Annotated in this window: 13 protein-coding genes; 2 read left to right on the top strand and 11 right to left on the bottom strand. The window is 53.7% G+C overall.

The genetic code is table 11. The features are described 5' to 3' along the window. Positions 1-296 precede the first annotated feature (296 nt). A complete protein-coding gene (locus EDD73_RS05095) occupies positions 297-1,250 on the top strand; it encodes a ketopantoate reductase family protein (protein ID WP_131918699.1) in 954 nt (317 codons plus the stop codon). Between the two features lie 83 nt (positions 1,251-1,333). Here EDD73_RS05095 and EDD73_RS05090 read toward each other — a convergent pair whose 3' ends face one another. Next, complete coding sequence (locus tag EDD73_RS05090) at positions 1,334-1,819, bottom strand: ferritin-like domain-containing protein (protein ID WP_131918698.1); 486 nt, start codon at positions 1,817-1,819, stop codon at positions 1,334-1,336. A 255-nt stretch (positions 1,820-2,074) separates the two neighbouring features. On the opposite strand from EDD73_RS05090, the gene speD reads away from it, so the two are divergent. Continuing rightward, a complete protein-coding gene (gene speD / locus EDD73_RS05085) occupies positions 2,075-2,914 on the top strand; it encodes an adenosylmethionine decarboxylase (RefSeq protein WP_131918783.1) in 840 nt (279 codons plus the stop codon). A gap of 121 nt (positions 2,915-3,035) precedes the next feature. On the opposite strand, the gene EDD73_RS05080 is transcribed toward speD, so the two are convergent. The 10 genes from EDD73_RS05080 to EDD73_RS05035 all read right to left on the bottom strand — a co-directional run bounded on the left by EDD73_RS05080 (position 3,036) and on the right by EDD73_RS05035 (position 13,449). Continuing rightward, complete coding sequence (locus EDD73_RS05080) at positions 3,036-3,650, bottom strand: deoxynucleoside kinase (protein ID WP_131918697.1); 615 nt, start codon at positions 3,648-3,650, stop codon at positions 3,036-3,038. Positions 3,651-3,683: 33 nt separating this feature from the next. Further along, on the bottom strand, positions 3,684-3,980 hold the full coding sequence (locus tag EDD73_RS05075; protein WP_131918696.1) for a GIY-YIG nuclease family protein: 297 nt from the start codon (positions 3,978-3,980) through the stop codon (positions 3,684-3,686). Between the two features lie 2 nt (positions 3,981-3,982). Next, positions 3,983-6,310, bottom strand: coding sequence for a type IA DNA topoisomerase (locus EDD73_RS05070; RefSeq protein ID WP_131918695.1), 2,328 nt, complete (start codon positions 6,308-6,310; stop codon positions 3,983-3,985). Positions 6,311-6,361: 51 nt separating this feature from the next. Then, complete coding sequence (locus tag EDD73_RS05065) at positions 6,362-6,598, bottom strand: hypothetical protein (RefSeq protein ID WP_131918694.1); 237 nt, start codon at positions 6,596-6,598, stop codon at positions 6,362-6,364. A gap of 127 nt (positions 6,599-6,725) precedes the next feature. Beyond that, positions 6,726-8,354 (bottom strand): ATP-binding protein, encoded by a 1,629-nt coding sequence (locus tag EDD73_RS05060; RefSeq protein ID WP_131918693.1) that lies wholly within the window; start codon positions 8,352-8,354, stop codon positions 6,726-6,728. Positions 8,355-8,545: 191 nt separating this feature from the next. After that, the gene (locus tag EDD73_RS05055; RefSeq protein WP_243116803.1) at positions 8,546-9,376 is read right to left on the bottom strand and encodes a sirohydrochlorin cobaltochelatase; all 831 of its coding nucleotides are present in this window, start codon (positions 9,374-9,376) and stop codon (positions 8,546-8,548) included. A 30-nt stretch (positions 9,377-9,406) separates the two neighbouring features. Continuing rightward, positions 9,407-10,120 (bottom strand): polyphosphate kinase 2 family protein, encoded by a 714-nt coding sequence (locus EDD73_RS05050; RefSeq protein WP_131918691.1) that lies wholly within the window; start codon positions 10,118-10,120, stop codon positions 9,407-9,409. A gap of 172 nt (positions 10,121-10,292) precedes the next feature. After that, positions 10,293-11,933 (bottom strand): hydroxylamine reductase, encoded by a 1,641-nt coding sequence (gene hcp / locus EDD73_RS05045; protein ID WP_131918690.1) that lies wholly within the window; start codon positions 11,931-11,933, stop codon positions 10,293-10,295. Positions 11,934-12,098: 165 nt separating this feature from the next. After that, positions 12,099-13,019: an ATP-binding protein gene (locus EDD73_RS05040; protein WP_243116802.1), complete on the bottom strand. Its 921-nt coding sequence runs from the start codon at positions 13,017-13,019 to the stop codon at positions 12,099-12,101. Then, on the bottom strand, positions 13,000-13,449 hold the full coding sequence (locus tag EDD73_RS05035; protein WP_131918689.1) for an RrF2 family transcriptional regulator: 450 nt from the start codon (positions 13,447-13,449) through the stop codon (positions 13,000-13,002). Before EDD73_RS05035 ends, EDD73_RS05040 begins: the two co-directional genes overlap by 20 nt. Between the last annotated feature and the right edge of the window lie 32 nt (positions 13,450-13,481).

The raw sequence follows: 13,481 nt of genomic DNA, 5'->3' as shown, positions 1-13,481 counted from the left end.
TGAAAAGTGCATTCCGGTTCATATTCCCCGGTCAATCCGTACTGAAAAATAAGACCGTATAAATTGTGTGCAGGGAACGATCGGAGATGAAAGAGCCGTGCTGCACGATTCTGAGGTTACACATCAATAACTATTCTGCATTCTTTCGGGATTTCCTTCTCTTCAACCAAAATAATTATCGCAGAACCAGCAAGCCCCCATACCCTTGCAGTTCCTGCACCATAGTGCTACGCTGATAGCGTAACAAGCCACGATCTACTGATTCGTAACAAACCACGATCTTAGGAGGGTTCATGATGAGAATCCTGGTTTTCGGTCTTGGCGCACTGGGCACCGTCTATGCTTGCCTATTAAAAAAAGCCGGGCACCACGTCATTGGACTTGGCCGCCCGGACCTCGCAACCATACTGGAATCAGAACCGCTCACCGTGCATGGCATCTGGGGCCAGCACCTGGCCCACTTAGATCAGGTAATTACCGATCTTGATCAACTTACGCCCGGCGAAAGCGCTTTGGATCTGGTGATCGTCGCCGTCAAGTCTCATGCCACGGCAGCTGTCGCCGCCGCCCTTGCGCCGATTGTGGGACCGCAAACCCTCGTATTGCTTACGCAAAACGGCTATGGCAACTATGAGACGGCATTGCAATCCCTGCCGGCCCATCAACTCATCGCCAGTCGCGTTATTTTTGGTGCCGAAGTCACCCACCCGGCCACATCGCAAGTAACGGTTATGGCCGACGACGTCATCATCGGTTCACCGCACAACCTCATTGACCCGGCACGTTTGGAAGCCATCGCCTCTGCTTGCCGCCAAGCCGGCATCCCGACTCGAGTTTCGGCCGACGTGATGCAATATATCTGGGGCAAAATCATCTATAACAGCGTGTTGAACTCCCTCGGTGCCATTCTCGAGGTAACCTATGGTGAACTTGCCGCCGACCCCGATTCCCGCGCGCTGCTGATCACCATGGTACGGGAGATCTTCGCCGTAATGGACGCCATGAACGCTCGGACGTTATGGCCCGATGCCGATGCCTATCTGGATGACTTTTTCACCAAGATGGTTCCATCCACCAAAGCCCATTACCCCTCGATGCTGCAAGACCTGCAACGGCAACGCCGTACAGAGATCGATGCCTTAACCGGCGCCATGGTGCGTCTCGGTCAAGCCCATCATGTATCCACACCGGTGTTGGAAACCATCACGCTGCTCGTCAAGGCTAAGGAAGCCCTTGCGCTGTCATCGTAACGTAACCGGCCCATCACTGCCAGGTATGGCGTCCCGCCGGTTTTACCGGGGTAGATGCGTTTTTCAGGTTCACCGGATTGCGGCTAGGACGGGGAAAAACCTTGCCGATCCCACCACTCTTCTTTGGCGAAATCATAGGCCTTTTCCAATTGCCCGAGATGCTCGGCTTCCCAATTGGCCAGCCGGTTATATAGTTCCTTTAACGTAGCTTCACCGGTCTCCTTGGCCGCCCCGCGGTAATAATCAACGGCCGATTTTTCCAGCATGACGCCTACATGCAGGGCCGACACCACCGTCGTGGCCGCATCGGTCAGCGCATCATGGGTCAACGTTCCCGGGTCATCGCGATGGACCGGCAGGTCTTTGCTGGTGACCGGTTTGCCGTGGGCCAGATCATGATGAATTTTGACCAGCCAATCGGCATGGCTGTCTTCTTCCGTAGCCATGTACAAAAAAACGCTTTTTACTTCCTCTTCCGCCACCTGCTCAGCGGCCATTCGGTAAAACTGGGCGTTTTCATGTTCATGGGTGATCGCCCTTTTTAAGATCGTCAATTCTTTAGAATGCACGACTTATCCCTCATTTCTCAAGTTAGACCTGTCTCGCCTTCTATTTTTTCCCCCTTCCCACAAATTATGTTCTTCCACACGGCTTCAGTAAAATTACATAAAACAACAAAAAAGCATACATACTCCTTTTGTTAGGCGATCACAGAAAATTTTTTTTGCAGATCGGCCCGATTCGCCTTGTTGGATATTGCAGGTTTTTCTCAGATGGCGTAAAGTGTGATGAGGAAAAAACCATGTGAGGAAGGGCGATAAATGATGGAAGTCAAATCGATCAAAAAGCTAAAACTATACGGGTTTAACAACCTTACCAAAACGCTCAGCTTCAACATGTATGATATTTGCTACGCCATTACCCCAGAGCATCGCAAAGCCTATATCGAGTACATCGATGAAGAATACAATGCCGATCGGCTGACGAGCATCCTGACGGAAGTGGCCCGGATTATCGGTGCCAATATCTTAAACATTGCGAAGCAAGACTACGATCCCCAAGGCGCTTCGGTAACCATGTTGATCTCGGAAGAACAAGCGGAGTGCGAGCGCCCCGATTGTTATGGCGGCGTGCCCCCCAAAGACGGCCAGTTATCGCTGCCGGAACCGGCATCGGATGCGGTGGTCGCCCACCTGGATAAGAGCCACATCACCGTTCATACCTACCCGGAAAGCCATCCCGACAAAGGGATCAGCACCTTCCGCGCCGATATTGACGTGTCCACCTGCGGCCATATTTCACCGCTCAAAGCGCTGAACTTCTTGATCAACAGCTTCTGCTCCGATATCGCCATTATCGACTATCGGGTTCGCGGCTTTACCCGCGATGTCAACGGCAAAAAATATTTTATCGACCACAAGATCAACTCCATTCAAAACTACATCGCCAAAGAAACGCGCGACCTTTATCAAATGGTCGACGTCAACGTCTATCAGGACAACATCTTCCACACCAAGATGATTCTCAAAGAGTTTGATCTGGAGAACTACCTCTTTGGTGCCGCCAAAAAAGAACTGCTCCCCGGCGATAAGAAGAAGATCAAACAGCGGCTCAAAAAAGAAATGTCGGAGATCTTCAGCGGTCGCAATATCCCCAAAGTGTAAACATACAGCAAAAAGACCCCTCCTTGCGGTGGTTGGCACGTTCCAAGCACGGACAAGGAGGGGTCTTTCGTATGTAATTCTTTTTATCGCGATCCGGCTCGTCTTACCGGCTCACTGCCGGTTAGCCCAATCGTTCTACGATTTGGCGTACGATGGCCGCACGATCTTTCACATCATTGACGAAATCACAGGCGCTCACATCGATACGCAGCAGCGGTGATAATTGATAGTTATCGTAATATTCCGTATAGACGCTATGCAAGTCACGCCAGTAGCTCTCGGGCATCTGCAACTCGTCGGCCCGGCCGCGCATGCGGATGCGCCGAAGCGCTTCATCGGCGGATACGTCCAGATACACCACCAGTTTGGGCGGCTCCAGTGTCTCCACTAAGGTGCGAAACAAGGAACGGTACACAAAATATTCTTCCGGCTCCATGGCGCCGGTACGGTGATAAAAGTCAGCAAAGATCGGATCGGAGAAAATCGAACGGTCCATGAGTGCATTGGTCATGGTGCACGCTTCTTGATATTGATTAAACCGATTGTTGAGAAAACTGACTTGCATGGGAAAGCACCAGCGGTTGCCTTGGGTGAAAAATTTGCCGAGCAAGTCATTTTCATCGCGAAAGATCTCGCGATAGGGGGTAATCTCGATTTTCTCGACCAGGATATCCATCAAGGAGGTTTTCCCCACACCGGTCATGCCGTCGATAACCAAACTTACGCCTTTACTCAACGATTTCTCCTCCTGACTCTTCGTAGTACGTTATTACGTTAATTTCGAGCAATCGAATTGCTTGTGTTTTTCATCGTTCTCCGTTTCGCCGGTTTGCTGAAGCAACTGTTCTTTGGCCTTTCGTGACAGTTTTTTGATCGCTGCTTCCCGCTGCTGGGCTTGGCGGCGAGTGGGGTGCTCTTCGGTATAAACGAGCGTTACCGGCAGGCGCCCCCGCGTATAGCGTGCTCCGTGACCGGCATTGTGAGCAGCCATGCGGGCCGGCACATCGACAGTCCACCCGGTATACAGCGTACCATCAGCGCAGCGCACAATGTACGTATAGACCATGGCTAACCGTTGCGGAAGTCGAAGGTAACCTGCCCGTTTTGCAAAACCAGGCTGGCTTCGAACTTTTGTCCTTCTTTGTTAGTAAAGCCCGTAAGCTTGCGGGTCCGTCCCTTTTGGATCAGGTCCTTGACCATCGATGAGGTTAAGGTTTTGCCGGCGATCTGCTTCCAGATAACAAAGGGGCAGCCACTGCGCCAACCGGAGCAGCCATAACCGCGCTTCCCCTCGATGATCGGTTTACCACAAAGCGGACAAGTCCCGAACGGGGCATCGCCGGTAGGGGACAATTCGGTTGATCGCGCAGCCCGCTTGGCGACGCCGGCTGAGGTTGCGCCTACTTTCGTTGCACCACCGGCTTTACCGCTTGTGCTCCGTCCGCGTCCCCGAGCGCTACCGCCGGTTGCCCCTTCCTCCGCACCGGTCATTACCGCACTCGTACCGGTTCCCCGTTTCGGCGCCGCTTGCACCGGCTTGGCCTGACTGCGCAGCGTATCGATCAGGCGGCGCACATATTCGCCCAGTTCCTGCCGGTAGATCGCTTCCGGCAATTGACCCTCTTCCACTTGGGCCAGTTTGTCTTCCCAAAGCGCCGTCAAGGCCGGTGATTTGATCGCTTCATCGGCAATGGCATCGATCACTTGATGGCCAAATTGGGTAGCGACCAGTTGCTTCGTCTTACCTTTGCCGGTACGGGCCACCATGCCCAGCTTGATCAGCTTTTCGATCGTTGCTGCCCGCGTCGCTTCGGTGCCCAGCCCCAGCGGTTTGAGAATCGATTTGAGCGCAGCATCGTCCAGTTGCGCCGCAATGTTTTGCATCGCCCGGATCAAGGAACCATCCGTATAGAGAGGCCGTGGTTTGGTTTGCTTTTCTTCTATAGTGCTACCGGTAACGGGATAGGTTGCACCGGTAGCCACGACCGGCAACGCGCCTTGATCGGGCTCATCGTCATCATTTTTGGCACCGGATTCGCCGTTCTTCTCCCCGCCTGCCGAAGCAGAGGGGTACAACACTTGCCAGCCCGGCACGATCAACTGGCTGCCGGTCGAGCGAAAGCGATCGCCTTTTTGATCGGGCACGCCGGTAATGATCGTCGTTTTGTCATATTCGGCCGGCGGCAAAAAGATCGCCAGAAAACGCCGGACCACCATCAAAAACAGCCGCCGTTCATCTTCAGACCAACCGGCCATGGTGGCCGGCTTTTCCGTGGGGATCAAGCCATGGTGATCGGTGACTTTCGTGTCATCGACATAGGCTTTGCTTAACGACGGCAAGGGCTTGGCTAAAATCGCTTGGGCCACTTCGCTCACTTCCGGGATGGCAGCCACAGCCCGGATATGCTTGGGCAACTCCGGCAGCATGGCTTTTTCCAAATGGCGAGAGCTTGTCCGCGGGTAAGAAAGGCACTTGCGATCCTGATAAAGCTTTTGCGCCACTTCCAGCGTGTGATCGGCCGTAAAACCCAGCAACCGCGCGGCTTCTACCTGCAAGTCGCCGAGGTTGTACAGTGGCTTGGCGTAGCGCTTTTCCCGCTTCACTTGATAGCTGAGCACTTGGCCCATCTGCCCGGTAATGCGCTCAACCACACGCTCCGCCGCTTCGCGCTGCTCCAGTTCAGCCAGCTTTTCTCCGGCATCATCGAGCAAGGTACCGCGGTACAATTCGCCGAATTCGGCAACCACTTGAAAATAAGTGCGCGGGACAAAGTTCTCGTTTTCGCGTGTCCGTTCCACGATCAATTTCAGCGTCGGCGTCATGACTCGTCCTACATTGATCGTCGCCTTGGCTGCCAGCGAAACAGCCGGGCAGGCGTTCATCCCGACGACCCAATCCGAGTATGAACGCAAGCGCGCCGCCAAGGACAAGTTGGCATAGGCGCTGTGGCTTTTCATCGCTTGCCAAGCCCGGCGAATACCATCATCGGTAAACGTGGAAAGCCACAGCCGCTGCACTGGCAACTGTCCGCCGGCATGCTCGTAAATAAAGTCAAAGATCAACTGGCCTTCCCGCCCGGCGTCCGTCGCGCAGACGACCGCTTCAAAGCGGCGATCGCGCAGCAGGCGTTTGAGCGCCTCAAACTCCTTGGCAGCGCCATACCGCAGTTTAAGCGGAATCCGCTCCGGCAGGATCGGCAAGTGCTCATAACTCCAGCGTTTGTATTTGGGATCGATCTCCGGCGGCAAGACCAGTTCGACCAGATGGCCCCGTGCGTGGGCGATCACACAGTTCGCATCGGCCAGAAATCCATCGGGCGTTTTGTGCGCCTGTGGTGCGATCACACGGGCAATGTCGCGCGCCGCTGATGGCTTTTCAGCAATAACTAGCAGCAATCCTCTTCCAACCTCTTTCTTTGGAGCGGTCGCTTCATTATACCATAGGCTTTATTTAGGGTCGCCTTCCTTACGTTCTTCCCGGGCGATTTCCCGGTTGATTTCTTCGCGCAACGGTTGCGTCATTCCTAAGAGAAAGGCGACAACACCGGTAGCCGTGGACGTAAAAACTGATACAATAGCGCCTTCACTGGGAAGCCTCATAAAATAAGCAACACCGAGAATCAAAAAGGAAATTACACCGAAACCGACCGCTGCCATCAACGTGATTTGAGTTCTGGACCACATCAACATCCCCTCCTTATGACTACTATATGTTCAGAGGGAATAAAAGGAAGTGACCTTGGCTTTTCGGCAATAAAAAAAGCCACCGAAACATTCGATGGCTCCTCATCGTTCAACGGCATATCCGGTGCTACATCCCCCAGATCCAAATCTCCCGTCCACGGTACTTTTGTTTGTCTTGAAACAACTTTTCCTCCCAGGACTTTTCCGGTGTTCGATCAAAAATCACCAAGTGCCCTTCCGCCGCCTGCATGCGGTCAAGGTATTCCCAGGTTTGCGCTAACCCGGCATCGATAGTGGCTTGGCGGCTTTTATGCAACAACTTGAGCTCGATCACGATTTTTTGTCGGCCTTTTTCTTGGGCTTGCCGATATTCCTGCGCTGATCCCGCTTGCCCTACCAAATAGGGCCAGGTCACCAGCAAATCAGTACGCATCCGCCCCAAACCGTATTCCCGCTCAATCTGGCCACCACCGTTGACAATCCGTTGCAAAAAAGCCTGCAACAACAACTGCGGCCCAGCTTCTTTATACTGATATCGCTCAACCCAATGTTCCGCATGTTCTTGAAAAAAATGCTGAAACGCCGTCAGCAGCTTACTCATATCCAACCGACCGTCAGCAGTCACATACCAAGCCGTTTTTTCCGATAACCCCGACTGGATCGTCCATGCCAGTTCCCGGGGAATGACTTCAGCATAAATTGGATTGGCGATGGACAATTCCCCATTGCGAGCTTGCCGCAACAGCCCCAGATCGACCACATACTGAATGTCATCAGGGCGCAAATTCCCCATCACCGGTACACCGGAAAGCATTGGAGCGATCACACGCCGCACCCGTTCCTCTTGCAGCTTGTCCGTTAACTGATCCAGATGAGTTTCTCGTCGCAGAATCAGATTTTCCTTCGCCGCTTGTATCATCGCCCGGGTGATCGACTGACGGCGATCACGGCCTGTTTTGATTTTGAAACAAACTTCATAAGCCAACGCATTGATTAACCACGGTTGTCCTTGTGTCAGTAGCCATGCTTCATCCAGCGCTTCCGGCGTAAAAACTTGGCCCGTCTCGACCGTGTGGATCCCGTAAAGCCGTTCCATATCGTCTCGACGGAAATCAACAAGGCGTAATGATTCCGCCTTAATATTAAAAGCGCTCCCACCGGTGATGATCGCCTTTTCCTGCGCTGAATGAATGCGATAGTCCTGGACATTGCGCACACCACAGAGCAAGATACTTTGCGGAAATCGCTTAGGCCGCCCTGCGTATCCCGAACGCAACTGGCGCAGCACGGCAATCAACGTATCGCCAACCAGCGAATCAATCTCATCGATTAAAAGCACTAAAGGCTTCGGGCTTTTTTTCGCCCAGCCGATCAACATCTCTTCCAATGCCGAAACGCCGCTGTTGGTGGCTAGGATATCGGGCAGCAGTTGTTCCGGATAAGAATCATCAAAAAGATCCCGCGCCTGCGTCGCCAACCGGCGCAAAATCGCACTGATGCCGCGATCCACATCTTCCCGTGCCGCTTGTGCTGACTCTACATTCACATACACGCAACGGTATCGGCCCTCTTGGTTCAAATAATTCATCAATGCCAGTAAACAAGTCGTCTTGCCCGTCTGCCGTGGCGCATGGAGTACAAAATACTTTTTTTGATCGATGAGTCGAATAATTTCTTCCAGATCCCATCGTTCAAGCGGAGGCAAACAATAATGATCTTGCTCATTCACCGGACCGGCCGTATTAAAAAAACGCATTTCCTTCCCTCCCAGCGATCCACTGAGCCTTTGGTTACATAATTTTACCATGTATTCATTATGCGCACAAGCAAAGGCCAAAACGGTCACCGCAGAGAACGACTTCCAATCTACTCCATCATTAGCGTCGGTTCAGCTTGATCACGTGTATCCGCACGTCAGCAACGACATCAGCAACGACCTCTGCCAACCTACTCCGTCACCAGCGTCGGCGGTTGCAGCGCCGCCATGGCTTCCTGCAAATGCTGCACAAAGATCTGGGCGAAGGCGTCAATCTCACCAAGGCCGCGCATATCGGCTTGCACATCATAGCCGGCTGCGCTCAGCCGCGACTTCCACGATTCTGGATCGTTGCCGATCATATCATGGAGTGCATGATCACCGGCCACCACCATAAAGGGCACCAGCGTCACCGCACGATGGGCTGTTTTTTGCAGGTCCGCCATGACATCATCGATCGTTGGATAGCCTTCCACCGTACCCAAAAAGATCCGATCATTTTGGCGGCGGAGCATATCGTTGAGGCAGCCAAAGACAGCAAAGGATGAGTGCTCTGTGCCATGGCCCATCAAGACCACCGCCCGCTCTTCATCGGGCAGCAAGGCTTGCAACGCCTCACTCACTTCCCGGTAATCGCTTTCCCGGTAGAGCATGGGCTTACCGACCACGACGCGCTGAAAGCGAAACTTGCTGCCGTCGCGACGGGACCCACCGGCAAGACGCTGCACCAGATTTTCCAGATCATGATACTCATAGCCCGGGAACATGTGAAGTGACTGCACCGCCACATGGGTAACCCCTTCATCCATCAGCTTGGCGAGCGCCGTCACCGGGCTATCGATCAGTTCACCTTGCCGAGCCAGCTTGGCCCGGATAAAGTTGGCCGTAAAGGCCCAGCGCACTTCTACATCAGGAAAAGCGCTACGGATATGCTCACCAATGTTGTCTAAAGCCGCCCGGGCCGAAGGTACGGCTGTGCCAAAGGCCACCAGGAGAATGGCTTTTTTGCTTGTTGTCTTCACCAATCGCTTCATCCTTTCTTACTACGCCGCTTACTTGCCAAATACTTTTTGATAATGTTCCAGCACAATTTGCAGCACCTGAATCCGGGCGTACTTCTTTTGTTCACCGGCAATGACTTGCCAAGGTGCATGCTTGGTATGGGTTTTTGCCAGCATTTCTTCAATCGCTTCCTCATAGCGATCCCATTTTTCCCGATTGCGCCAGTCTTCGTCGGTGATCTTCCAGCGTTTCCAGGGGCTTTTTTCGCGGTCCTTAAATCGTTGTAACTGTTCTTCTTTGCTGATATGCAGAAAAAACTTGATCAACAAGGTCCCGTCGTCAACCAAAACCTGCTCAAAACCATTGATTTCCTCGTAGGCTCGTTGCCATTCTTTTTTGGAGCAGAGCTTTTCCACCCGTTCCACCAACACGCGTCCATACCAACTGCGATCAAAGATCCCGATCTGACCACGACGAGGCAACCGTGCCCAAAAGCGGCGCAGATAGTGATACCGCATTTCTTCCGGTGTGGGCGCACCGATCGGGTGCACACGATATGTACGGGGGTCGGACTGCTCCGTCAAGCGCCGGATGGCTCCGCCTTTCCCGGAAGCATCCCAGCCTTCAAAAACGAGAATCACCGGGACTTTTTCTTCGATGATCCGATATTGATAGTCCAGCAGTTCAAGCTGCAACCGGCGCAGTTTTTCTTCGTATTCCCGCTCCGAAATGCGCGGTGACAAATCGATGTCAGCAAGGCCCATAGAACCCCCTCCTTGTTGTTCTTGGTGTTTATTATACCATCTCCCAGGAAGGTCTTTCGCCGGTTTCACGATTTTTTCACTGTTCTGCCCTTCCATAAAAAAAGCTCCCTGCCTCCCTTGGGGGGGGGAAGCAAGGAGCGTAGATGACCATCCCTGGCCATTCCGTCGGATCTTAGCCCAAGATGGCTTGCAGATCCTCTTCGGCCGTGCCGATCGGCATGATGTTGAAGTTATCGACCAGTACTTGCAGCACCGCCGGTGTCACAAAGGCCGGCAGGCTCGGGCCAAGACGGATGTTCTTGATGCCCAAGTGGAGCAGCGTGAGGAGGATACATACCGCTTTTTGCTCGTACCAAGAAAGCACCAGCGACAGCGGCAAGGAGTTCACATCAGTACCAAAGGCGTCGGCCAAGGCCACAGCGATTTTGATGGCCGAGTAGGCATCGTTACATTGTCCCACGTCGAGCAAGCGGGGGATGCCGCCGATATCACCAAAATCAAGCTTGTTGAAACGGTATTTGCCGCAGGCCAGCGTCAAGATCACCGTATCTTGCGGTGCTTGGGTGGCCATTTCAGTGAAGTAGTTCCGGCCCGACTTGGCACCGTCGCAACCACCGATGAGGAAGAAGTGGCGAATCGCGCCGGCTTTGACAGCATCGATCACTTTGTCAGCCACACCGAGTACGGCATTGCGTCCAAAGCCAACGAGGATCGTTTTTTCTGCTTCATCAGCGGCGAAACCGGCCGCTTCTTGGGCTGCCGCAATCACCGGGGCAAAGTTTTGATCGGCAATGTGCGTAACGCCGGGCCAAGCGACGAGGCCGCTCGTAAAGATGCGGGCTTTATACGTTTCCGCCGGCTTTTGAATGCAGTTGGTCGTCATCAAAATCGCGCCGGGGAAGGCGTCGAATTCTTTTTGTTGATCCTGCCAAGCACCGCCGTAGTTGCCGACGAGATGGGCGTACTTTTTCAGTTCCGGATAGCCATGGGCCGGTAGCATTTCACCGTGGGTGTAGATGTTGATGCCGGTGCCTTCGGTTTGCTTGAGCAGCGCTTCCAGATCTTTGAGATCGTGGCCGGACACGAGGATGGCTTTGCCCTGAACCGGGGTGACGCGCACCGGCGTCGGCACGGGATGACCGTAGGCCCCCGTATTGGCAGCATCTAAGAGTTCCATGACGCGCAGGTTCACTTCGCCCACTTTCAGCGCCATACCGACCAGCTTATCCAGCGCCGGCGGCAAGGTCAAAAAGTTGAGTGCTTCATGGAAAAAGTCATAGACGGCATCATCTTCTTGGCCCAGCACACAAGCATGCTCGGCATAGGCAGCCGTGCCTTTGAGGCCGTAAACGATCAGTTCTTGCAGTGCCGAGATATCTTGACCGTGGGTTTGTTGGCGCGAGGTAATCGCTACGGCTCCGCCTTGGGCCACTAACCCAGCCAGATCGGCTGCCGGTTCCCAAAGCGCAGGTCCATCGAGTTGCTCCGGTGTTTGTCCCGCTTGGGCACAAGCAGCTTCATAGCGCTGACGGGCCGCTTGCTTTTGGGCAGCGCCTTCGAGTACGATGCCTTGCAGGCGTTCCGGGTCAAAGTTGACGTTGGTGACCGTCGTAAACAACGCCTGGATGATATAGTGATCAACATCGCGGTTCCGGGAGCCGAGCAACCGTGCGCGGTGTTCATATTGTGCTATGCCTTTGGTGACTTCTACGAGCAGATCTTGCAGTGCTGCCGTGGATGCGTCCTTGCCGCAAACACCTTTGATTGTACAGCCTGTTCCCTTTGCCGTTTGTTCACATTGAAAACAAAACATTCGGGTTCCTCCTCTTTTTTTATCAGGCATACACCGAGCAGTATCATCGCAAGCCACGCTCGCCGATACTGTCTTTATCGTTACACCAGGCGGTAGTTCGCCGACCGCCTGGCGATAACAATCACAGACAATTACATTATTCTTCAATATTCGCAATATTCCTGCTTAGCCCTTTTGCTCCGCCAGTACCTGTCCGGCAATGCCGATTTTCACGAGATTCAGCGGAATCCGCAGGCCCGCATCGGCCTGGGCACCCCGGCCGGCATCGTTCAACGCTTCTTGCACCACATGAACCAGCCCCGTACAGCAAGGCACTTCCATATGGATCACATCGATGGAGCGAATCCGGTTTTGCCGGAAGATCTGCGTCAATTTTTGACGGTAAAAAGCGATATCGTCAAGCTTGGGGCAAGCGATGACCAGCGACTTGCCTTGTAAAAAGCGCTGATGGAAGTCCGCATAGGCAAAGGCCGCACAGTCAGCCGCGACAACGAGCCGGGCATCTTCAAAAAAGGGCGCTTGCACCGGAACCAGTTTGAGTTGTACCGGCCAGTGGGTCAACTCCGAGGGCCGCTCTGCCCCTTGTGCCGGCGTTGCTGCCTGCGCTGGGGCCGCTTTTTCACGCTGCATCATCCGAAGCGCACTGCCGGGGCAGCCACCCATGCGCGGCGGTTCCGCTGCTGGGGCCGTTGCTGTTGTAGCGGCTACTGCCGGCGTCGCGGCTGCGGCTTGGGCTGCATGGTGGCCTTGGTGGCTGTGGTATGCATGGTGGCTGTGGCCCCCATCACCGCATCCACAATCATGCGAAGCTGCTGGAGCGGCAGGCGCCGCTTTACCCAGCGTTTTCATGTGCTCATGCACCGCTTCTTCATCAAAAGCATCGGTCAGGCGTTTTTCAATCGACAGTGCCCCCTGCGGGCATTCACCGAGGCAGGCGCCAAGGCCGTCACAAAAAGAATCTTTGACGATCCGTGCTTTGCCGTCGATAATCTGCAGCGCCCCTTCCGCGCAGGAAGGAACACAAAGACCGCAGCCGTTACATTTTTCTTCATCGATTCGAATGATTTCACGCATTTGTTGTGTCATGGGAATCTCCTTTCTGTTTACAGCGCAGTGCCCCGGCAAAAGAATTCAGATCACGGGACGCTAGGTAATTGCGAAATTCTTTGGTTAATTGGTCGAGCATATTGCCGAAGATGCACTCGGCAAACATACACTCGGTATGATTGAGATAACAACCGGATATGAGCGGTCCTTCCATGGCTTCATAAATGTCTAATAAGTTAATTTCTTCTTTGGGCTTCGCCAGCGAGAACCCTCCAGTAGGCCCTCGTCCGGAACGAACCAAGCCGGCTTTGACAAGACGTTGCAATACTTTGGCCAAGTGGGCTTCGGAAGCGGCCATCTCCTGGGCCATTTCCCGGACACTGAGTACTGCTTTTTCGGTTCCGGCCAACATGGTCAATCCGTGAAGCGCTAGCGAAGTGGCTTCCGTAATGCGTATCGCTCCCGCCATTTGTGTTCACCGTCCTTCTATTAGGTATTCTA

Source organism: Heliophilum fasciatum (assembly GCF_004341395.1).
GTDB lineage: Bacteria > Bacillota > Desulfitobacteriia > Heliobacteriales > Heliobacteriaceae > Heliophilum > Heliophilum fasciatum.
The sequence above is the reverse complement of the archived record's forward strand: the minus strand, read 5'-3'. Positions and strand labels throughout refer to the sequence as shown.

Bases quoted from the DNA above. Each gene is read 5' to 3' on its own strand.
- EDD73_RS05040 (WP_243116802.1), bottom strand. From the start codon at position 13,019: ATGACACAACAAATGCGTGAAATCATTCGAATCGATGAAGAAAAATGT.
- EDD73_RS05095 (WP_131918699.1), top strand. From the start codon at position 297: ATGAGAATCCTGGTTTTCGGTCTTGGCGCACTGGGCACCGTCTATGCT.
- EDD73_RS05035 (WP_131918689.1), bottom strand. From the start codon at position 13,449: ATGGCGGGAGCGATACGCATTACGGAAGCCACTTCGCTAGCGCTTCAC.
- EDD73_RS05065 (WP_131918694.1), bottom strand. From the start codon at position 6,598: ATGTGGTCCAGAACTCAAATCACGTTGATGGCAGCGGTCGGTTTCGGT.
- EDD73_RS05060 (WP_131918693.1), bottom strand. From the start codon at position 8,354: ATGCGTTTTTTTAATACGGCCGGTCCGGTGAATGAGCAAGATCATTAT.
- EDD73_RS05050 (WP_131918691.1), bottom strand. From the start codon at position 10,120: ATGGGCCTTGCTGACATCGATTTGTCACCGCGCATTTCGGAGCGGGAA.
- speD (WP_131918783.1), top strand. From the start codon at position 2,075: ATGGAAGTCAAATCGATCAAAAAGCTAAAACTATACGGGTTTAACAAC.
- EDD73_RS05075 (WP_131918696.1), bottom strand. From the start codon at position 3,980: ATGGTCTATACGTACATTGTGCGCTGCGCTGATGGTACGCTGTATACC.
- hcp (WP_131918690.1), bottom strand. From the start codon at position 11,933: ATGTTTTGTTTTCAATGTGAACAAACGGCAAAGGGAACAGGCTGTACA.